General features: G+C 74.6%; 18 protein-coding genes. 10 read left to right on the top strand and 8 right to left on the bottom strand.

The features are described 5' to 3' along the window. Nucleotides 1-86: 86 nt before the first annotated feature. From Q0994_RS01165 to Q0994_RS01190, 6 genes are all read right to left on the bottom strand, one after another. The gene (locus Q0994_RS01165) at nt 87-1,370 is read right to left on the bottom strand and encodes an amidohydrolase family protein (protein WP_299527682.1); all 1,284 of its coding nucleotides are present in this window, start codon (nt 1,368-1,370) and stop codon (nt 87-89) included. 83 nt (nt 1,371-1,453) lie between these two features. Continuing rightward, the gene (locus Q0994_RS01170) at nt 1,454-2,251 is read right to left on the bottom strand and encodes an SDR family NAD(P)-dependent oxidoreductase (protein ID WP_299527684.1); all 798 of its coding nucleotides are present in this window, start codon (nt 2,249-2,251) and stop codon (nt 1,454-1,456) included. A 46-nt stretch (nt 2,252-2,297) separates the two neighbouring features. Next, entirely contained in the window at nt 2,298-4,058 is a 1,761-nt protein-coding gene (locus Q0994_RS01175) for an FAD-dependent monooxygenase (RefSeq protein WP_299527686.1), read from the bottom strand. An 11-nt stretch (nt 4,059-4,069) separates the two neighbouring features. Beyond that, nucleotides 4,070-5,047: a zinc-binding dehydrogenase gene (locus Q0994_RS01180; protein ID WP_299527688.1), complete on the bottom strand. Its 978-nt coding sequence runs from the start codon at nt 5,045-5,047 to the stop codon at nt 4,070-4,072. Between the two features lie 32 nt (nt 5,048-5,079). Next, nucleotides 5,080-6,000: a zinc-binding dehydrogenase gene (locus Q0994_RS01185; protein WP_299527690.1), complete on the bottom strand. Its 921-nt coding sequence runs from the start codon at nt 5,998-6,000 to the stop codon at nt 5,080-5,082. Between the two features lie 267 nt (nt 6,001-6,267). After that, nucleotides 6,268-7,851 (bottom strand): DHA2 family efflux MFS transporter permease subunit, encoded by a 1,584-nt coding sequence (locus Q0994_RS01190; protein WP_299527692.1) that lies wholly within the window; start codon nt 7,849-7,851, stop codon nt 6,268-6,270. A 256-nt stretch (nt 7,852-8,107) separates the two neighbouring features. Here Q0994_RS01190 and Q0994_RS01195 point away from each other — a divergent pair, with 256 nt between their 5' ends. The 7 genes from Q0994_RS01195 to Q0994_RS01225 all read left to right on the top strand — a co-directional run bounded on the left by Q0994_RS01195 (nt 8,108) and on the right by Q0994_RS01225 (nt 16,097). Further along, on the top strand, nt 8,108-8,566 hold the full coding sequence (locus Q0994_RS01195; RefSeq protein WP_299527694.1) for a MarR family winged helix-turn-helix transcriptional regulator: 459 nt from the start codon (nt 8,108-8,110) through the stop codon (nt 8,564-8,566). A 46-nt stretch (nt 8,567-8,612) separates the two neighbouring features. Next, entirely contained in the window at nt 8,613-9,620 is a 1,008-nt protein-coding gene (locus Q0994_RS01200; RefSeq protein WP_299527696.1) for an LLM class flavin-dependent oxidoreductase, read from the top strand. Nucleotides 9,621-9,771: 151 nt separating this feature from the next. Then, nucleotides 9,772-13,104 carry a BTAD domain-containing putative transcriptional regulator gene (locus Q0994_RS01205; protein WP_299528127.1) on the top strand — a complete coding sequence of 1,111 codons (3,333 nt, stop codon included), beginning with the start codon at nt 9,772-9,774 and terminating at the stop codon, nt 13,102-13,104. A gap of 123 nt (nt 13,105-13,227) precedes the next feature. Beyond that, a complete protein-coding gene (locus Q0994_RS01210; protein ID WP_299527698.1) occupies nt 13,228-14,058 on the top strand; it encodes an AfsR/SARP family transcriptional regulator in 831 nt (276 codons plus the stop codon). 118 nt (nt 14,059-14,176) lie between these two features. Continuing rightward, nucleotides 14,177-14,626 carry a nuclear transport factor 2 family protein gene (locus tag Q0994_RS01215; protein WP_299527700.1) on the top strand — a complete coding sequence of 150 codons (450 nt, stop codon included), beginning with the start codon at nt 14,177-14,179 and terminating at the stop codon, nt 14,624-14,626. Then, nucleotides 14,623-15,708: an alkene reductase gene (locus Q0994_RS01220; protein ID WP_299527702.1), complete on the top strand. Its 1,086-nt coding sequence runs from the start codon at nt 14,623-14,625 to the stop codon at nt 15,706-15,708. Before Q0994_RS01215 ends, Q0994_RS01220 begins: the two co-directional genes overlap by 4 nt. Nucleotides 15,709-15,797: 89 nt before the next feature. Continuing rightward, a complete protein-coding gene (locus Q0994_RS01225) occupies nt 15,798-16,097 on the top strand; it encodes an antibiotic biosynthesis monooxygenase (protein WP_299527704.1) in 300 nt (99 codons plus the stop codon). A 52-nt stretch (nt 16,098-16,149) separates the two neighbouring features. Here Q0994_RS01225 and Q0994_RS01230 read toward each other — a convergent pair whose 3' ends face one another. After that, nucleotides 16,150-16,869 (bottom strand): SDR family NAD(P)-dependent oxidoreductase, encoded by a 720-nt coding sequence (locus Q0994_RS01230; RefSeq protein ID WP_299527706.1) that lies wholly within the window; start codon nt 16,867-16,869, stop codon nt 16,150-16,152. Nucleotides 16,870-17,026: 157 nt separating this feature from the next. Then, nucleotides 17,027-17,932 (bottom strand): MBL fold metallo-hydrolase, encoded by a 906-nt coding sequence (locus tag Q0994_RS01235; RefSeq protein WP_299527708.1) that lies wholly within the window; start codon nt 17,930-17,932, stop codon nt 17,027-17,029. Nucleotides 17,933-18,019: 87 nt separating this feature from the next. Here Q0994_RS01235 and Q0994_RS01240 point away from each other — a divergent pair, with 87 nt between their 5' ends. From Q0994_RS01240 to Q0994_RS01250, 3 genes are all read left to right on the top strand, one after another. Next, entirely contained in the window at nt 18,020-18,820 is an 801-nt protein-coding gene (locus Q0994_RS01240) for an AfsR/SARP family transcriptional regulator (RefSeq protein ID WP_299527710.1), read from the top strand. An 80-nt stretch (nt 18,821-18,900) separates the two neighbouring features. Continuing rightward, nucleotides 18,901-20,073, top strand: a complete 1,173-nt coding sequence (locus Q0994_RS01245) for a phosphotransferase family protein (protein WP_299527711.1) — start codon at nt 18,901-18,903, stop codon at nt 20,071-20,073. Continuing rightward, nucleotides 20,060-20,560 (top strand): flavin reductase family protein, encoded by a 501-nt coding sequence (locus tag Q0994_RS01250; protein WP_299527713.1) that lies wholly within the window; start codon nt 20,060-20,062, stop codon nt 20,558-20,560. The genes Q0994_RS01245 and Q0994_RS01250 overlap by 14 nt, the downstream gene beginning before the upstream one ends. Nucleotides 20,561-20,562: the final 2 nt, after the last annotated feature.

Below are 20,562 nucleotides of genomic sequence, written 5' to 3' on the forward strand. Positions count from 1 at the left end.
CCAGCGTGCGAGCGGCCGCTGGAGGGCGGTTGGAGCCCCCGTCGAGGAACCCGCAACCCGGCACGGAACCCCCCGCGGGTCCGTGCTCAGCCCGCTCGCGGCAGGGGCGGGGGGTTCGGCTGCCGGGCCGCCGGGACGATCCGCACGAGGCGGTCCGCGCGTTCCGGGGGCGGGTCGGGGGGACCGGCCGCCGGGGGGACCTCGATGCCGCGGGCGACCACCAGGCAGGGCGCTCGCAGCGCCTCCAGGTCCGTCAGCGGGTCACCGTCGACGGCTATCAGGTCGGCCCGCAGCCCGCGGGCCAGCCGCCCCGTCACCCCGCCGAGCCCGAGGGCGTCGGCGGCGCGCGAGGTGGCGGCGTGCAGGACCTCGGGCAGCGGCAGGCCGAGCCGGGCCAGGCCGATCAGCCCGTCCACGAACGCGGCGTGCGGCGCGCCGTCGGTGCCCGAGTCCGTGCCGGCGATCAGCCCGACGCCCGCGGCGTACAGCAGGGGCACGGCGGGCAGCGGCGCGGGGGACCGGCCGTCCCAGCGTTCGGTGAGGCGGCGGCTGACCGTGGGACAGACGTGGATCCCCTCGGCGGCGATGAGCCCGACGAGCGGCAGGTCCGGTTCCACCGTCCCGTCCGGGGAGACGAAACTGCAGTGTTCGATGGTGTGGACACCGGCCCGGACCGCCTGCGCGATGCCGGTGGTCCCGTGTGCGTGGGCGGCGACCCGCAGGCCGTGCCGGGCGGCCTCCGTCACCACGGCCCGCAGCTCGGCGTCGGTGAACTGTTCCTTCCCGAGGGCCGACCGGTCCGTGAGGGCCCCGCCGGTGACCATGATCTTGACGAGGTCCACCCCCCGCCGTGCCTGGTCCCGCACCGCGGCGCGCAGTTCCTCCTCGCCCTCGCAGGCGCCGCCCATGAACCAGCAGTGGCCGTCCGGCACGGTGAGCGGCGGTCCGGACACCACCAGCGAGGGCCCGGTGGCCTCGCCCGCCGCCACGGCGTCCCGGACCGTCAGCGCCAGTCCGCCGGGGGCGCCGAGGTCCCTGGCGGTGGTGACCCCGGTGCGCACCAGGGCGGTCGCGTTGCGGAACATCAGGGCGAGGATCCCGTCCTCGTGCTCCGCCCGCATGCGCTCCATCGCCCCGGGCTCCCCGTCCAGGGCGAGGTGGACGTGCGCGTCCACGAGACCGGGCAGCAGTGTCCGCGGCCCGAGCGGGACCCGGTCGCAGCCGGCCCGCAGCGACGCCGGGAGGTCGCGGTCCGGTCCGGCCCAGACGATCGCACCGCCCTCCACCAGTACCCCCGCGTCCCGCACGGGCGCGCCGGGGGCGTCCGGGCCGCCGGTGATCATCCGGTCCGCCGTGTAGTAGGTCCTCACCCTGTACCCGTCCGTCGTGTCCGTCCGGGCCGCTCGCCGCGCCGCCCGGCACCCGGACGACGCGGCGGCCCGGTGCCGATTGATCAGTAGTTGCCGAGTCCGCCGCAGACGTTGAGCGCCTGCGCGGTGATGGACGCGGCGACGTCCCCGGAGAGGTAGCCGACCAGTCCGGCGACCTCCTGGGGCGTCGAGTAGCGGCCGAGCGGGATCTTCCCCTGGAAGCGCTCCAGGACGTCCTCCTCGGTGGTCCCCCAGTGGTCGGCGTAGCCCTGCCGGACCCGGACCGCCATCGGCGTCTCGACGTAGCCCGGGCAGACGGCGTTGACGGTGATCCCGGACTTCGCCAGTTCCTGGCCGAGTGCCTTGGTGAAGCCGATGACCCCGTGCTTGGACGCGGAGTACGGCGCCGCCAGCATCACGCCCTGCTTGCCGCCGGTGGAGGCGATGGAGATGATGCGTCCCGAGTCCAGTCCGGTCATCCCGCCGGCCGAGAGGACCTCACGGGTGACCCGGAAGACGGCGTTGAGATTGGTCTCGATGACGTCCTCCCAGAGCGCGTCGGGGATCTCGGCGGTGACGCCGCCGCCGCCCCGGCCCGCGTTGTTGACGAGCACCCGGACGGGGCCGTACCGGGCGACGGCGGCGGCGACCAGCGTCTTGACGTCCTCCTTCGACGTGACGTCGGCGGCGGTGCCGTCCACTTCGAGCCCCTCGCCGCGGAGCTTGTCGACGACCGCGGCGACGGTGCCCGCGTCCCGGCCGCACAGGAAGACGGCGTGGCCCTGCGCGGCGAGCTGCTCGACCACGGCGAGGCCGATGCCGCTGGTGCCGCCGGTCACGAGCGCGGCGGGCCGCTCGCCGGTGTTCTCGGTTGTGGTCATGGTGGTTCCTCCTCAGGTGTCGGGGGGGCCGGTCGCGCCCAGGGGGTCAGGCGGCGGGGCGGTGGAGCACGGTGCGCAGCGCCCGGTCGATCTCCGACCGGGCGTCCTGCGGCGCCTCCGGGGAGCGCCAGGCGATGAAGCGGTCGGGGCGGACCAGGACCGCGCCCCGGTCGCCGACGCCGTAGGCGGCGGTGAACGCCCCGTCCCGGTCGGCGGGTCCGTCGGGGGACCCGACCGCGTGGCTGGTCAGGGTGACGCCGAGCGCCGCGGCGGCGTCGGCCGCGCCCTCCGCCCAGTCGGCGCCCTTGGCCCCGGTGAGCAGGGTGAAGCCGTGGCCCAGGAGCGCGGTGGTGGAGGTGTCCGTGCCGTCGGGGCGGACGAGCGGGAGGTACGGGGCGTGCGATCCGGGCCTGCCGGTGGGGGCGGCGGGGTTCTCGAACAGCTCCCCGTCGTCGTCCGGTTCGCGGACGATCGCCCCGTCCGGCACCCGGTAGCCGAAGGCGATGACCGGGGGCGGCAGGGGGGCGGCGAGTTGGTCGTCGGCGAGTTCCGGCGAGATGCGGTCGACCAGGTTGGCGAACTGCTGCTCGACGAGCGACTCGGCGTAGGGGCGGCGTTCGGCGTCGTGACTGTCCAGCAGCGCGTCGCCGGCCGTGCCGCGCACGACGGCGGCGAGTTTCCAGCCGAGGTAGAGGCCGTCGAGGTAGGCGGTGTTGCCGCCCATGCCGCCGGTGGGCGGCATCACGTGCGCGGCGTCGCCGACCAGCAGGACGCGGCCGGCCCGGAACCGTTCGGCGACCCCGCAGGCGATGTCGGTCTCTCCGGTCTCCTCTATCTCCAGCGGGATTCCGGAGATGCCGAGGTCCTGTTCGACCTGCTTCTCGAGAGTCGCCCGGTCCTTCCACCAGCCTTCGGGCAGTTCGGGCGTCAGGTTGCGGAAGTAGCCGTAGAGGCCGGGGATCTCGGTGTTGAACAGGACGGACCGGCCGATGTGCAGGGCGGTGAACCTCCGTGCGTCCGCCGCTCCTTCGGTGTGCGCCAGCGGTCCGGTGAGGTCGGCGCGGAACAGCACCCTGAGCACGGTGCCGACGACGCCCCGCCCCCGGGTCGGCACGGACAGCGCCTCGCGTACGGCGCTGCGCCAGCCGTCGGCGGCGACGAGGTAGCGGGCCCGTACGGTGCGCCGTTCGCCGGTGGCGGTGTTCTCGGTCAGCGCGGTGACGCCGTCGTCGTCCTGGGTGAAGGAGACCAGCCGGGTCGAGAAGCGCAGCCGGGCGCCCAGTTCGGCCGCCCGGTCCGCGAGGACGGCCTCGACGCCGGACTGGCTGGCGGTTCCCCAGTCCTGCGGCGAGACGTGCCGCATGGACAGCTCCCTGCCGCTCATCAGGGTGCGCAGCACGGGGCCGGCCAGCGTCTTGGCGACGACCATGTGGAAGTCGGAGCGGAAGGCGCGGCTGCGGTCGCGGACCGCCTGCGCGGCCCCGGCGATCTCCAGCGCCTCCATGGTGTGGGGGTACTGGCCGGTGGCCTTCACCGCCTGCGAGGTGCTGGGGTGGCGCTCGACGACCAGCGGGGCGACACCGTTCAGGGCGAGGAAGACCGCGGTGCTGAGCCCGCCGGGGCCTGCGCCCACCACCAGGACGTCGGTCTGCTCGGCCTGGCCGGGAGCCTGGCCGGCGGCCTCCTCGGCGGCGTTCCCGGGCGCTGCTCTTCCGGTCTCGGCGTTCCCGGTCTCGGCGTTCCCGGTGGCCGCAGGACCGGCGGCGACCGGTGCCGGGCCGTGGTTCCGGGGTGTGTTGTCAACCATGTTCCGCCCTCTCAGGGTATGAGCACGACCCGGCCGAGCTGGGTGCGGGCCTCGATGACGCGGTGGGCCTCGGCGGCCCGGTCCAGGGGCAGCCGTGTGTGCACGGCGACCTTCAGTTCGCCCGTGCCGACGAGCCGGGTGAGCTCGCGCCTGGCCTCGGCCGCGCGGTCGGGCGCGGCGGCGTTCCAAGCGTCGAAGGAGGTGCCGACGACGGACTTGAGGCCGAGCAGGTCGAGCATGGAGACCTGGGCCACCTTGGCGCCGGCGTCCGCGAACCCGTAGTAGACGAGCCGTCCCAGGGGCTTGAGCAGGCGGATTCCCTCCTGGAAGACGGCGCCTTCGACGCTGTCGAGGACGACGTCCACACCGCGGCCCTCGGTGATCTCCCGGACCCGGTCGCCCCAGTCGGGGCGGCGGTAGTCGACGGCGTGGTGGGCGCCGTGGGCGAGGACGAAGTCGGCCTTGTCCGGCGATCCCACGGTGCCGATGACGAGTCCGGCCCCGCGCAGCCGGGCCAGTTGGGTGACCAGGTGCCCGATGGCGCCGGCCGCCGCGTGCACGAGGACGGTGTCGCCGGGGGCGACCCGGCCGACGTCGAGCACGCTCCAGGCCACCTGGGCCGTCGAGGCGAGGGCGGTGGCGGTGGCCGGGTCGATGCCGTCGGGCACCTCCAGGGCGCGGGTGGCGTCGACAGTCACGTGGTCGGCGTAGGCGGCGGGCACTCCGTACGCGGCGATCCGGGTGCCGACGGCGGGGCCGTCGACGCCGGGGCCGAGTGCCTCGACCCGGCCGACCACGTCGCCCGCCGGTCGGCCCGGCAGCGGGGAGGGGAACGGGGCTGCGTCGGCGCGGAGTTGGGTCTCGATGAAGTTGACGCCGATGGCCTCGGTGCGGACCAGGAGCTGTCCGGGGCCGGGTTCGGGCAGCGGCGCCTCTCCGACCCGCAGGACGTCGGGGCCGCCGTGCTGGTGGTAACTGACCAGTCGCATGGATTTCCTCGTGTGGACGGTGACGCGTGGGGTCACAGGGACAGGACGACCTTGCCGTTGACCTTGCGGTCGAGCAGGGCGGCCACGGCGGCGTGCGGATCGGTCCAGGGCGCGACCAGGCCGGGTTCGGCGGCCAGGCGGCCTCCGGCGGCGAGGCGGAGCACCAGGCCGAGGTCCTCGGGCACGGGCCTGCGGGTGATCTCGTCGAGCAGGTACAGGTATTCGATGCGGACGCCGGGGCGGGCGTGGCCCCAGTCGGCGGGCAGCCGCAGTTCGGCGCGGACGGTGTTGCCGAAGACCGCGGCCACGCCGCCGGGGCCGAGGCGGCGGTAGCCCTCGGTGAACACCTCGCCGCCGACGCTGTCCACCAGGACGTCGAAGGGGCCGGCGGGGGGTTGCCCGTAACCGACGGCGGTTCTCGCGCCGAAGTCCTCCAGTCCCGCGGCACGGCCGGCGGAGCCGACCCAGCCGGTGACCTCGGCGCCCGAGGCCAGGGCGAGCTGGACGGCGGTGCGGCCGACGCCGCCGCCGGCGGCGGTGACCAAAACGCGCTGGCCCAGGATCGAGCCGGCGCGCCGCAGCGCGTACAGGGCGGTGAGCCCGGCGACGGGCAGGGTGGCGGCCTCGTGGTCGCCGAGTTCGTCGGGCAGGACGGCGAGCCGCCCGGTCCGGACGGTGGCGAGTTCGGCCCAGGCGTCGTTGTCGGCGATGCCGGCGACGCGCGTGCCGGCGGGCGGGCCGCTGCCGTCCGCGGCGGCGGTGAGCACCGTGCCCACCAGGTCCAGGCCGAGCGACGATCCGACCGGCCGGCGGACGGCGAGGAGGAGGTCGGCCCGGTTGACCGAGGTGGCGTGCACCTCGATCAGGGCTTCGTCGGGGCGGGGCCGGGGGTCGGGTACGGAGCTCAGCTCCAGGGCGAGCGGATCGAGCCCGGTGGTTACGAGTGCCTTCATGGTTCCTCGTCATGACGTCCGACAGGTGTCCCCAGGTCTATGCGGCGGCGCTGGATTCCTGGTCCAGCCGTCGTGGGGCCGCGCGGCGCGGTGCTCCGGGCGCGCGGAGGCCCGCCCGGCGGGATGCCGGACGGGCCGTGCGGGCCGTACGCGGACCGGCGGCGCCCCGCGGGGAGGCGCGGCGGCCGGCGGCCGGGTGCGGACGGGTTCGGGTGCGGAAGGGCTCGGGGGCCGACGGGTTCGGGACGGCCGGGTTCGGGCGCGGGCTCAGGTGCGGCCGGCGACCTGGTCTCCGGTGGCGGGGCCGGGGACGTTCGCGCCGGGGGTGTCCGGCCCGTCGCCGGGCGCCGCCGGTGCCGCGGCCCGGAAGGAGCCGGGCAGCCAGAGTGCGGCGAGTGCCGCGACCAGGGCGAAGAGGATGACGGCGAGGTAGGTGCCCGCGTAGGCGGAGGCGGGGTGGCCGTCGCCGTCCGGCAGGCGCTCCTGAAGGGTGAGGGCGATCGCCGCGATGCCGATCGCGCCGCCGATCTGGTTGAAGATGAACAGGGCGCTGGTGGCGCGGGGCGCGGCGGCCTCTCCGACGGCCTGGTACATGAAGGCCATGGTGCCGGGAGCGGTGAGGCCGATACCGAAGCCGGTGACGCCGAACGCGACGGACAGCAGCGCGGTGTTGGTGTCGGAGCCGGCCTGTGCGAGCACCAGGCTGCCGAGCGCGGTCAGCACCATGCCGACGGTGGACGTGAGGCGGGCGGTCACCTTGTCGGCGGTCTTGCCGGAGGTGATGGCTCCGGCCGCGCCGAGCACGCCGGAGGGGATGAGCAGCAGGCCCGCGTGCAGGGCTCCGAAGCCGCGGGACTGCTGGTAGTACAGCGGCGTGAGGAAGAGCAGGGCGTTGGCGACGGCGCCGACGAAGAACATGGTGACGACGGCCATGGTGAAGCCGCGCAGCGAGAACATCCGGACGTCGATCAGCGGGGTGCCGGCCGTCCGCAGGGCGTGCACGACGTAGCCGACCAGGAGCACGACGCCCGCGGCGACCGCGACGACGACCTTGGGCGAGGAGGCGTCGCCGGTGTGGGCGGCGGTGGTGATGCCGTAGACGAGCGCGGCGAAGCCGGGTGACAGCAGCACGAGTCCGAGGACGTCGAGCGACTGGTCGGGGCGTCCGCCGTGCAGGCTCTTGGGCAGGGTGCGCAGGGCCAGGAAGAGGGCGACCAGTCCGATCGGCAGGTTGAGCAGGAACATCCAGCGCCAGCTGAAGGCGTCCACCAGGACGCCGCCGAGGACGGGGCCGAGGATCGGGCCGACGGTGAGCGGGATGGAGATGAGGGCCATCGCCTTGGCGACCCGCGCCGGTCCGGCGGCGGTGGCCAGCACGCTCTGCACGACGGGGACGATCATGCCGCCGCCGAGTCCCTGGAGCACCCGGAAGGCGATCAGCGACTCCGCGGACCAGGCGAGGCCGGAGAGCAGCGAGCCGAGGACGAAGACGGAGACCGCCACCAGCCACATGGTGCGGCCGCCGAAGCGGTCCACCGCCCAGCCGGCGAACGGGGTGGCCACCGCGACGGCGAGGAGGTAGCCGGCGGTGACCCACTGGATCGTCGCGAGCGGTGAACCGAACTCGCCCGTCAGGGTTTTGACGCCCACGTTGACGATTGTCTCGTCCAGCAGGGCCATCAGCAGGGCCAGCAGGAGGACGACCGCCATGCGCATGAACGCCGGGTCGAGCTTGTCGGAGTTGACGGAGGGTTCCGCCCCGGAGGCGACCGGGTCCGTGGCGGAGGGGCCCGAGGGTCCGGCTCCGGCCTCGGCCGGGGCTTCGGAGGGCTGGGAAGGGGGGTGCGACATGGCGGACCGCCTGGGAGTGGACAGCAGGGACGGGGGTACGGCGGGCACGCCGCCGGGCGGCGCGCCGTCTCGCCCGACCACGATAGACACAGATGCAGGCGCATGCATTAATTATCGGGAAGTTAGCTACAGCCATTGCGAAGACTGGCCCGTTTGCCCCAGGCTGACGGGGAACCCAGTCGATTTGAATGCACACACACGGATTGTGCATGCATCTTGGCTACACTGAGGGGAGACGACGAAAGGGGAGGCCGCCGTGACCGGTGACCCGCAGGCCGGACAGCCCGACGAGTTCGACAGGTGGCGCCGGCAGACCCTGCTGGTCGGCCAGGTCAACCAGCAGCTCGACCGGTTGCTGGTGAGCGAGTTCCAGGTGTCCCTGCCGGAGCTGATGGTCCTCATCGAGCTGCGGTACGGGCACGAGCGGGGCACCCGCGTGCAGGAGCTGTCGGCGGCCGTCGGGCTCGACCAGTCGTCCATGTCCCGGCTCGTCACCAGGCTGGACAACAAGGGGCTCACCACCCGCGTGAGCTGCGAGCACGACCGGCGCGGCGTCTACTGCACCCTCACCCCCCTCGGCGCGCGACGCGGCGAGGAGGCCGAGGCGCGCTGCCGCCAGGAGCTGGCCGGCCTGCTGGACCTCGCCTCGCTCGACGACCGCGCGGCGGCGCTGGTGGCCCGCTTCCGGTACACCGGCGCGGCCATCGCCCCCTGACCCCTCGTCCCCCTCCTTCCCGTTCCCACCGCGAAGGAGTTCCGACATGAAGCTGTCCGTCCTGGACCAGTCAGTGATCCCCGAGGGCACGGCCCCGGCGGCCGCCCTGCGCAACTCCCTCGACCTGGCGCGCGCGGCCGACCGGGCCGGCTACCACCGGTACTGGCTGGCCGAGCACCATGCGACGCCCTCGTTCGCGAGCCCGGCGCCGGAGATCATGGCCGCCCGGATCGCCGCCGCCACCACCGGCATCCGGGTCGGCTCGGGCGGCGTACTGCTGCCGCACTACAGCCCGTTGAAGGTGGCCGAGGTGTTCCGGGTGCTGGAGGCGCTCGACCCCGGCCGGATCGATCTGGGCGTGGGCCGCGGCACCGGGGCCGGCAGCATCGAGTCGCACGCGCTCGCCCCCGGCTCCGGCAGCGCCGAGGAGAGTGACTTCCCGGCCAAATTGGCAGAACTCCTCGCCTTCCTGAACGACGGCTTTCCCGACCACCACCCGTACGGGCGGATCCGGCTGATGCCGAACGGCGGCGGGGCGCCGCAGGTGTGGCTGCTGGTCGCCAGTCCGTCCAGCGCCGCCCTGGCCGCCAAGCTGCAACTACCCGTCTCCATCGCCCACTTCGGCCGCCCGCAGGCCACCCGCGCCACCGTCGAGGCCTACCGCGCGCACTTCGACCACAGCGGCGGCGCCGTGCCGCGCGTCCAGATCGGGGTCGGCGTCTACTGCGCCCCCACCCTCCCGGAGGCCGAGGCGCTCTTCACCTCGCAGCGCCTCTTCCGGCTCCGCATGGGCCGCGGGATCCTGCTGCCCCTGCCCGATCCGCGGACGGCGACGGCAGCGCTCGCCGGAGAAGTGGAACCGCTGGCGGACGAGGTGGCCGAGTGGCCGCGGTGCGTGGTCGGCGACCCGGAACAGGTGCACAAGACCCTCTCCTCGATGGCCGGCGAACTCGGCGCCGACGAGTTCATGGTGCTCTCCACCATCCACTCGCACGAGCACCGCATCCGCTCGTACGAGCTTCTCTCCGACGCGTTCGGACTTGTCCGCAGATGAAACGTCGTGACTGGAAACAACAGGCGGTGTTCCGCCGGAGGTGAGACCTGGGCCACATTCGCAACGCCGTTCGAGCGCCGTCGCTCTAGGGTGGTCGGCGATCGGCATCCGGTGACGACCGCGGAAACGGGGCAGGTGAGAACGCTTGAGCATGCAACCTCTTCCGGCGGACGACTTCAGGGTTCTCGGCCCCCTGTCCGTCCGGCTCGCCGGCCACCCCGTCACCATCACCTCGCCGAAGCAGCGGGTGCTCCTCGCCTCCCTGCTCCTGCGGGCCGACCAGGTGGTCACCTCCGACGAACTCATCCGCCGCCTCTGGGACGACGCGCCCCCGCGCGACACCCGGGCCGCCCTGCACGTCCACACGACCCGGCTGCGCGCGCTGATGCGCGGAGCCGAGCAGGACGGCCCGCTCCCCCTGATCGAGACCCACCCCGGCGGGTACCGGCTGGCGCTCGCCCCCGGCGCCCTCGACCTCACCCGCTCCCGCGCCGCCGCGGCCGAGGCGCTCAGGGCCCGTCACGCGATCGATCCGCATCGTGAACTGGCCGCACTGGAGACGGCGTTGGCCGAGTGGCGGGGCGAGCCCTTCGGGACGGTCGACTCCACCTCGCTGCGGAACGAGGTGGTGCCCCAGCTCGTCGAGGAGCACCTCGCCCTGGCCGAGCGGCGGTACACCCTGGCCCTCTCGCTGGGCCAGGCCGGCGACCTCATACCGCAGTTGCGCGCGCTGTGCGCCGAACACCCCCTGCGGGAGCGGCTGCGGCAGCACCTGATGACCGCGCTCCAATACACCGGGCAGATCGCCGCGGCGCTGGAGGAGTACCGCGACTACTACCAGATGCTCGACCAGGAGCTCGGGCTGCTGCCGGGGCAGGAGCTCCGGCAGCTCCACCGCGGCCTGCTGAACGAGGCGGCCGAGCTGAGCGGGCTCCAGGGCGCACCGGGGCCGGCCGCGACCGACGGCGCCGCGCGCCGGGTCCCGGCCGCCGCCGGGCGGGCCGGCGGCCGGGCGGTGGCGGCCCCCCGCGCCGGGACCACCGGGGAGCAGCCCGGCTCCGGCCCCGCCGTGCTGGCCGGCCGGCCGGCCGACCCCGGCGCGCCCTGGGTCGTCCAGCGGCAGCTCCCGCCGGAGGCGACCTGCTTCGTGGGCCGGGAGGACCTCCTGGCGGAGCTGACCGGTCTGCTCGCGCCGACCGGCCGCGCCTCGGTCCCCCTGGTCAGCCTGGTGGGACCGCCCGGCATCGGGAAGACGGCCCTGGCGCTGCGGGTCGCCCACCGGCTCAGCTCGGCCTACCCGGACGGCCAGTGGTACGTACGCCTCAGCGACTCGCGCGGCACCGAGCGCCCCTCGCACGAGGTCGTCGCGGACCTGCTGCACGCCTCCGGGATGGACGTGTCGGGGCTGCCCAGGGAGCGCCAGCAGCTCACCGGGATGCTGCGCAGCAGGCTGGCCGACCGCCGGGTGCTGATCGTCCTCGACGACGTGCAGAACAGCGGACGGATCGCGGATCTGCTGCCCGGCACCCCGAGCAGCGCGGTCCTCACGCTGCACCGGGCCTACTCCACCGAGCTGGTGGCCGTCCACGGGGCCCGCGTGCTGACGTTGAACCTGATCTCGCACGAGGAGGCGGCGGACCTGATCACCATGGTCCTCGACCGCGACGAGGCGCAGATGCCCCGCGCGGCCGTCGCCGAACTGGTGCAGCTGTGCGACCGGCTGCCACTGGCCCTGCGGATCGTCGGGGGCCATCTGGCGGGCCGCCCCTGGCTCTCGGTCCAGTCGTTCGTCGAGGAGCTGCGCGAGGGCGGCCGGCAGGGCGTGCTCGACCTGGGCGACAGCCCCACCACGGCGCTGCGGGCGGCGTTCGGGCTGGCGTACCGCTCGCTGCCGGCGCTCTCACAGCGCTTCTTCCGGCTGCTCGGCGGCGTCTGCGACATGTCCTTCACCCCGCACACCGCCGCCCAACTGGCCGACTGCTCGCCGGTGCTGGCCGCCGGGCTGCTGGACAAGCTCGCCGCCGCACAGCTCCTGGAGGTCGAGTCGGCCCGCACCTACCGCTTCCACAGCCTGATCGGGCTGTACGCGGCCGAGCGCGGCCGGGGCGAGGACACCGCCGCCGAGCGGCGCGAGGCCCTGGAGCGGCTGTGCCAGTGGTACCTGCGGCGCACCGAGGAGGCCGTGCGGTCCTGCTACCCGGGGTTCATCCGCCTCTATCCGCCGCAGGCCCCGCTGCCCGGGGACACCGTGGCCCCGCGGGCCGCCCAGTGCTGGCTGCGCTCGGAGCACGCGAACCTGATGGCCTTGGTGGAGCGGGCGGCGAAGGCGCCGATGCACGAGGCGTGCGTCCGCCTCGCCGACATGCTGCGCGGCTACTTCATGCTGGGACGGCTCCAGGCGGACTGGCTCACGGTGGCCCGCGCGGGACTGCGCGCGGCCGAGCAGCTCGGGGACCGGCGGGCCGAGGCGGTGATGCGGCTCTGCGTGGGACTGGCCCTCCAGGGCGGCAACGACCTCGCCGCCGCCGGCGCCCATCTGCGGGCCGCACACCGGGAGTTCGTACGCCTGGACGTCAAGGACTTCGAGGCCGTCACGGTCAACGCGCTCGCGATGAACCAGTTGCAGCAGCCGACCAAGCACATCGACGGCGCGATCACCCTGCTGGACCGGGGGCTGCGGCTCAGCAGCGGGCTGGGGCTGCGGCACGTCGAGGCGCGCAGCCACATGTACCTCGGCATGGCCCGTCACAGCCAGGGCATGCTCCCCGTCGCCGAGGCCCACTTCCGTGCCTCGCTGGCGATCCTGCGCGAGGAGGGGGTGCACCGCTCGCAGCCGGAGGTGCTGGCCCGCCTCGGGCTGGTCCACACCGACCTGCACCGCTGGAGCGACGCGGTCGAACAGCTCTCGCTGGCCATGGCGTTCAGCGAGGAGTTCCACACCCCGCACTCCACCGTGCTCGCCTCCTACGGCCTGGCGCAGGTCCACGCCTGCCGCGGCCAGACCGAACTCGCCTACCGGTACGCCGAGTCGGCGGTCGCGCTGGCGGTGGACCACGGGTACAGCGCGCCGGAGGCGAACGCCCGCAACGTCCTGGGAGGCCTGCATCTGCTGCTCGGCCGCACGGAGGAGGCCGGCGCGGAGTACCGTCGCACCCTGGACATCGCGCTGCGCATCGGCCACCCCCAGTCGCAGGTCACCTCGCTGCTGGGGCTCGCCAGGCTGGAGCTCGACGCCGGCCGGCCCGCCCGCACGCGCGCGCTGGCCGAGCGGGCCGCGGGCGTGGCCCGTGCCTCGGGACTGCACCGGCTTCAGACCCAGGCGACCGGGGTGATCCTGCTGGCGAAGGAGTGCGCGGTGGCCGGTCCGGGACCCGGCCGCGCCGGGGAGGACGACTGCCCGGACCTCGTCGCGCCGGGGCTCCCGCTCTCCCCGGACTGCGGTGGACCGATGCAGTGTGAACGGCGCGTGGCGTCCCCCCGCTGACCCTGTCGGCGAAAGAGCGGCGAAAGCCGTGGACGCCGTCGGTGAAAGGCCGCCGAAGGGGAGCAGCAAGGGCCGGGGCGGAGCATGGGAAGCACACCGCAACCCGGCTGCCCAGGAGACGACATGTACGCACGCGTTCTCGGATCGCTCGCACTGACGTCCGGTGACACGGTCCTCACCCCCCGCGCCCCCAAGCAACGCCAGCTCCTCGCCCTGCTGCTGCTGCACGCGGGCCACGTCGTCACCGTGGACGAGTGCGTGGACGAACTCTGGGACGAGGCCCCGCCGCACAGCGCCCATTCGACCCTGCAGACCTACGTCATGCAGATCCGGAAGATCCTGAAGACCGGGGCGTCCGGCGCCGGCGAGGCACCCGGGGGCCGGCTCGGGCTGGAGACGCGGGACCGCGGTTACTGCCTGTCGGTCGGACCGGACGCACTCGACCTGCACCACTTCGAGCGGCTGGCCGAACGCGCCTCGGCCGCCCGTGCGGTGGGCGACCACGCCCAGGAGTCGGAGCTGCTGCACCGGGCCCTGTCGCTGTGGTGCGGCCGGGCGCTCGCCGACGTGCCCTGCGGCCCGGTGCTGCGGATGCGGCTCAGCGGGCTGCACGAGGTGTGGCTCGGCGCGGTCGAGCAGCGCATCGACGCCGACCTGCGGATCGGACGCCACCACCGGCTGATCCCGGAGCTGCGGATGCTCACCCATCGCCGCCCGTCGCACGAGAACCTGCACGCCCAGTTGATGATCGCGCTGTACCGCAGCGGGCGCCCGGCCGAGGCCCTGGAGGTGTACACCCGGCTGCGGGCCACCTTCGCGGAGAACTTCGGGCTGGACCCGTCCGCGCGGCTGCGGGAGCTCCAGCAGCAGGTGCTGGGCGCGGGCCCGGTCGCCGAGTCGGTGTACCTCCCCGAGCCCGCGGGCGTACGCGTCCCGCTGCTGCTGGCGGGGTGAGCGGCGTCCGTCCGGCCGCCGGGTCGAGCCGGGCTCCACGCCCGCTCCAGTGGCGCCGCCCAGCATGGGCCCGACCCGGTGGCGCCGGCCGGCGCCGCCACCCACAGGGAGGAAGACCGTGACGCGGACAGCAGCCCCGACCACCCGCGCCGTGTCCGACCAGGACTACGCCTCGATCGTCCACTTCTACGCGGGCCACGGGCAACTCCTGGACGCCGGGCAGGCGGAGGAGTGGGCCGAGCAGTTCACCGAGGACGGCGTGTTCGGACAGAACGTCAAACCGGAGCCGAAGCGGGGCCGCGCGGCCATCGCCGCGGCCATGCGCAAGGGCATCGACGCCATCGAGGCCCGGGGCCTCACCCGCCGCCACTGGTTCGGCATGGTGGAGGCGTCGGTCGTGGAGGACGACGTCGTACGCACCCGCTACTACGCGACGGTCTTCGAGACGCCGTCCGGCGGCGAGCCGCGCCTGTACCTGAGCACCACCGCCGAGGACGTGCTGGAACGCCGCGACGGGCGGTGGCTGGTGCGCAGCCGGTTGATCACGCACGACGGAACGCCGGCATGAGCGGCCTGTTCGACACCGCGCGGCTCGGTCGGCTGACGCTGCCCAACCGCCTGGTGATGTCGCCGATGGGCCGCGGCCGCACCACGGTGGACGGCACCCCGCTGCCCGTCATGGCCGAGTACTACGCCCAGCGGGCCGGTGCCGGCCTCATCATCAGCGAGGCCACGCACCCCGGCGCGGTGGCGGTCGGACACGCGCACAGCGTCCGGTTGCACACCGGCGAACAGGCCGACGCCTGGCGGGCGGTGGTCGACGCGGTGCACGCGCGCGGCGGCCGGATCCTGCTCCAGATCATGCACGCGGGCCGGGTCTCCCACCCCGATCTGCACGGCTCGCAGCCGCTGGCGCCGTCCGCGGTCGCCGCGCCGGGCACCGCGCGGGTCTTCTCCGGCGCGCCGCCGTATCCGGTGCCCCGCCCGATGACGGACGAGGACCTGGCGCGCACCGTGGACGAGTTCGTCCGCTGCGCGGCGACGGCGGTGAAGATCGGCTTCGACGGGGTGGAGCTGCACGGCGCCAACGGCTACCTGCTCCACCAGTTCCTCTCCCCCGTGACCAACGTCCGCACCGACGCCTACGGCGGCGGGCCGGAGAACCGGACCGCCTTCCCGGTGGAGGTGGCCGCCGCGGTCGCCCGGCGCATCGGCGCGGACCGGGTCGGCATCCGGCTCTCCCCCGGCTTCCCGCTCAACGGCATGGAGGAGCCGGACCGCGACGAGGTCTATCCGGTGCTGCTGGACGAACTGGCACGGCTGGACCTCGCGCACGTCCACTTCGTCGCGGGCAGTGACACGGAGCTGGTGGGCCGGCTGGCCCGGTCCTGGCCCTCGACCGTCATCGTCAACCTGGGCACCGGGCCCGCCGGGACCGAGGACACCCTCGCCGCGGCGGGCAAGGCCCTGGCCGACGGCGCGGACCTGCTCTCCTTCGGGCGGCAGTTCCTCGCCAATCCCGACCTTCCCGCCCGGCTGCGGACCGGTGCGCCGCTGAACGCCTGGCGCCCGCAGTTCTTCTACTCGGGCGGCGAGCAGGGCTACACCGACTACCCGCCGCTGGACGCGGGCGTCCCCGCCGCCACCTGACCCGCAGCGGCGCCGGGCCACGGCCGGCCACCGGCACGCCGGCACACCAGCACGCCCCTCACCCCTCACAGAATCAGGAGCACCCCGACATGGTCGTCTTCGTCAACAAGCTCACGCTGATCGGCTCCGCCGAGGAGTTCGAGAACCGGTACGAGGCGGTGGGGGCCTTCATGGAGACCCAGCCGGGTCTCATCCGGTACTCCCTCGTGCGGTCCACCAAGGACCCCGACGTCTACTTCAACCTCGCCGAGTGGGAGGACGAGGAGACGTTCCAGGCGGCGCTCAGGGAGCCCGAGTTCCGGGCCCGGCTGAACGCGCTGACCGGGCTCATCAAGGGCGAGCCGCACCTGAGCGTCCCGGTGCGGCAGGGCGCGGCCGCCACGCTGTGACACGTGCGGGGGCCCGGAACGCCGTGCGGGCGTTCCGGGCCCCGGCGCGCGTTCAGCGCACCCCGCCGTCCACCCCCAGCACCTGCCCGTTGACGTAGGAGGCGGCCCCGGACGCCAGGAACAGGACGGCGGCGGACACCTCGGCGGCCACGCCCGGCCGGCCCGCGGCGAGCGAGGCGGCCACCACCGGCCCCAGCCGCTCGTGCGTCAGCAGGGCGCTCCCCATGCCCGCGTCGATGTAACCGGGCGCCACGGCGTTGACGGTCGTACCGGAGGCCGCGACCTCCAGGGCGCACACCCTGACCAGTGCCTCCACCGCGGCCTTGGACGCGCTGTAGGCGGCGGCGCCGGGCATCGCCCGGCTTCCCAGCAAGGACGACATGACGATGATCCGGCCGCCCGGCTCGGCCCCCACGTGCGGCAGCGCCGCGCGGACGGTGTGGAAGACGCCGTGCACATTGGTGTCGATCACGTCGTGCCAGTCGTCCGGGGACAGGGACGCCACCGGGCCGGGCCTGCTGATGCCGGCGTTCGCGACCACGATGTGCGGGCCGCCGTACCGCTCGTGGACGGTACGCAGCAGCGCCGGCATCGCGTCCGGCACGGTCACGTCCGCCTTCACGGCCGTGATGCCGTCCCCCGGCGGTTCGTCGGGCACCTCGCGCGCGGCCACGACGACCGTGGCCCCCGCCCCGGCCAGGGCACGGGCCACGTCGAGGCCCAGCCCCCGCGTCCCTCCGGTGACGACGGCCGTTCTCCCCTGCAAGTGCATCTTTCCTCCATCGGACGGTTTCGGGGGACGCGCCGAGCCTGCGGGGGAGGGCTCGTGGCGCGGCGGAGCGGGCCTGGAGCCGGGGGCCGGTGGAGCGCCGCTGGATTCCCGCTCCACCGGGGGGTCCGACGGTGGGCGCATGGTCCACCTCGTCGTCTCAGGCCGCACAGCTCAGCGGGCGCCCGCCGTTGTAGCGGACCATCTCCCGCATGGCTTCGGCCGAGGCGATGCGCTCACCGGGCGCGCCGCCGCGGACCTCGTGGAACGCGCGGTGCAGGTTGCCGACGAGCCGTTCCCCGTCCGCCAGGCCGGCGAACGGTCCCGGCCCGGCGCGCAGCGCCGTGTCGAGGGGGCCGAGTCCCCGCGCGACGCCGTCCTCGGCGAGGTCCGCGACCCGCGCGAGGTACGCCTCGGTCACGTCGAGCAGTTCGGGCCCGCCCACCGGGCCGTGGCCGGGGACGACGACGCGCGGTCGGAGCTCCCGCAGTCGCGCGAGCGCCGCGCGGGAGCCGCTCACCGACCCCATGAGGACGAAGGGCGCCGCCGCGGAGAAGACCAGGTCGCCCGCGTACAGGACGCGCTGTTCGGGCAGCCACACCACCAGGTCGTCCGCGGTGTGGGCCACCCCCGGGTGGAAGACCTCCGCGGTGACGCCGCCGAGATCGAGTCCGATCCTGTCGTGCACGGTGAGCGACGGCAGCACGGTCTCGGTCCGTCCCCACTCGACGCCGGGCCACATCGACTGGAGCGACAGGCCCTTGCGCAGCAGTTCGGCGGGCCCCCGCGCGTGCGCGACCAGCAGGCTGCCGGGGCCGGCGAGCAGATGGTTGCCGAAGGTGTGGTCGCCGTGGTGGTGGGTGCTGACGACGATCCGCCGCAGGCCGGGGGCCAGGCCGTCCACGGCCGCCCGCAGGCGCAGCGTCCGGCGCTCGGTCGCCGCGGTGTCCACCACCAGGACCGAGTCGGCCCCCACCACGATCCCGGCGTTGTTGACGCACCAGCCGCCCGGCTCCTGCACGTAGGCGTGGGCCCGGTCGGCCACGGTGACGACGGCTCCGCTCATGACGACTCCCTCATCTCGTCGGCTTCCTGCCGACAGTCCGACACGGGCCGCTGGAGTGCGGCTGGAGCAACGAAAGGGAAGACGGCGATGAAGTTCGGCGTGCTCGGAGGGCTTTCGGTGCGCGACGCCGGCGGGGACCACCTGCCGACGGCGCCCAAGCAGCGGCAACTGCTCGCACTGCTGCTGCTGCACGCCAACCACGTCGTGCCGGTGCGGGTCTGTTTGGCCGAGATCTGGGGCGAGGACCCGCCGCCGAGCGCGGGAACCACGCTGCAGACGTACGTGATGCACCTGCGCCGGCTGCTCGCCCGGCTGCCGTCGGTCGGCTCGCGCGAGGCGGCTCACGACCGGCTGCGGATGAGCGGCTCCGGTTACGTCCTGCGCGTGGCGCCCCAGGAGCTGGACCTGACGTGCTTCCAGGAGCTGGTGGCGCGGGCCGGCCGGCTGCCCGCCTCGGAGGCGGGCGCGGCGAGCCGTCTGCTGGGCGAGGCGATGGAGCTGTGGAGCCGGCCGATGCTCGCCGACGTCCGGACGGGACCGGTGCTGCAACCCGCCGTCATCCACTGGGAGCAGCGGCGGCTGGCCGTCCACGAGGAGTACCTCGACACCCGGCTGCGCCTCGGATGCCCGCGCGACGTGCTGCCCGAACTCGCGGTGCTCACCCGCCGCCACCCCACCCACGAGCCCCTGCACACCCGTTACATGAGTGCCCTGTACGCGGTGGGACGGACCGGGGACGCGCTGGACGCCTGCGCCCGGCTCACCCGGCGGCTCGCCGAGGACCTGGGAGTCGCGCCGAGCCCGGCGGTGGACCGGATCCGGGCCGTCATCAGGGCGGGCGGTCCGGCGCCCCGGGTGCTCGGCCCGCGTCCCGCGCCGGTGTCCTGACCGCCGCGCGCCCGCACCGCCCCGCCACCGGCGGTCCCCCGTCCCCCGCCCCCACCGCGCCACCGATCCGAGGAGCAGCCGTGCCCGTACCCCTGCAACGCGACCCCGACCTGACGCGGGCCGTGCTCACCCACTGGTTCGGCGGCCGGGCCGCCGGGACCGGCGAGGTCCGCGTCGGACCCGTGACCGTCCCCCGGGAGGTCGGCTTCTCCGGGGAGATCCTGCTCTTCGACGCGGAGTGGACCGAGCGGGGCCGCCGCCGCACCGTCCCGCTGGCGGTGCGGGTCGCGCCCACGGGCCACCGGGTCTTCCCGGAGGACCAGTGGGACGACCAGATCCGGGTGCTGAAGCTGCTCGCCGGTACCGGGCTGCCGGTGCCCACGGTGCACTGGGACGAGCGCTCGGAGAAGTACCTCGGCGCCCCGTTCGTGGTCATGGACCGGGTCGCCGGACACGTGCCGGCCGACCTGCCGTCGTACCACCGGCAGGGGTGGCTCGCCGAGCAGGAGCCGCGGACACGGGCGCTGGCGTGGAACGCGGCCGTGGACCGGCTGGCCGACGTGCACCGGATCGATCCGTACGCCGGCGGCTTCGGCTTCCTGGACCGGCCGGAGCACGGCCCGGTCGGCAGTGGCCGGCTGCTGCGCCACTTCGTCTCCCGGCTGGACTTCTACGGCGTCGGCGACAACCCGGTCGCGGCGCGCGCCCTGGAGTGGCTGAACGCGAGCGACCCGGTGGACGCGGGCGGGCCCGCGCTGCTCTGGGGCGACGCCCGGCTGGGCAACATCGTCTTCGACGGGGTGGAGCCCGCGGCGCTGCTCGACTGGGAGATGACGGCGCTCGGGCCGCCCGAGGCGGACCTCGCCTGGTTCCTGCACATGGACCGCCACCTGAGCGAGGGCATCGGCGCGCCCCGGCTGGAGGGGCTGCCCGGACGCGACGAGACGGTGGCGCGCTGGGAGGAGCGGACCGGCCGCCGGGCCGTGAACCTGGTCCACCACCAGGTGTTCGCGGCGTTCCGGTTCTGCGTGGTGACGGCGCGGGTGACGCGGCTGCTGGACGAGAGCGGCATCCTGCCGCCGGGCGTGGAGGTGCCGCTGCACCGCAACGCCACGGGGCTGCTCGCCACCGTGCTGGACGAGGCGGGGGCGCCGCCCCCCGGCACCGGCTCCAGGGCTCGTGGACCCGTCCTCCAGCGGAGCGGCGCAGGGTGGCCGCACCGAGGAGGTGAGCCGGACGATGGCCATCGATGACACGCTGTTCCGCGCACTGTTCGCCGCGCAGCCGGCGGGGGTGTGCGTGGTCACCGCCGTGGGCGCGGACGGACGCCCCAGCGGTCTGACGCTGAGCGCGGTCTGCTCGGCCTCGCGCAATCCGCCGCTGCTGCTCGTCTGCCTGGACAACGGCTCCCGGACGCTGGACGCCGTCCGGCACGCGGGGACCTTCGCGGTCAACTTCCTCGCCGTCGGCCAGGAAGGGCTCGCCGGCCTGTTCGCCGGCAAGAGCACCGACAAGTTCGCGGACCTCGCGTGGCGGCCGTCCGCCGCCGCGGAAGGCGCGCCGCTGCTGCCCGCCGACCGGGTGAGCGCCTACGCCGAGTGCCGGGTGGTGGACGAGATCCCGGCCGGCGACCACCGGGTGCTGCTGGGCCGGATCGACGGCGCGGGCGTCGGGTCCAGCGTTCCGCTGGTCCACCACCGGCGCGACTACGTGCGTCTGCCCGTGCCGTCGCGGCTCTGACG

Origin of the sequence: uncultured Streptomyces sp. (assembly GCF_947488945.1) — a bacterium.
Lineage (GTDB): Bacteria > Actinomycetota > Actinomycetes > Streptomycetales > Streptomycetaceae > Streptomyces.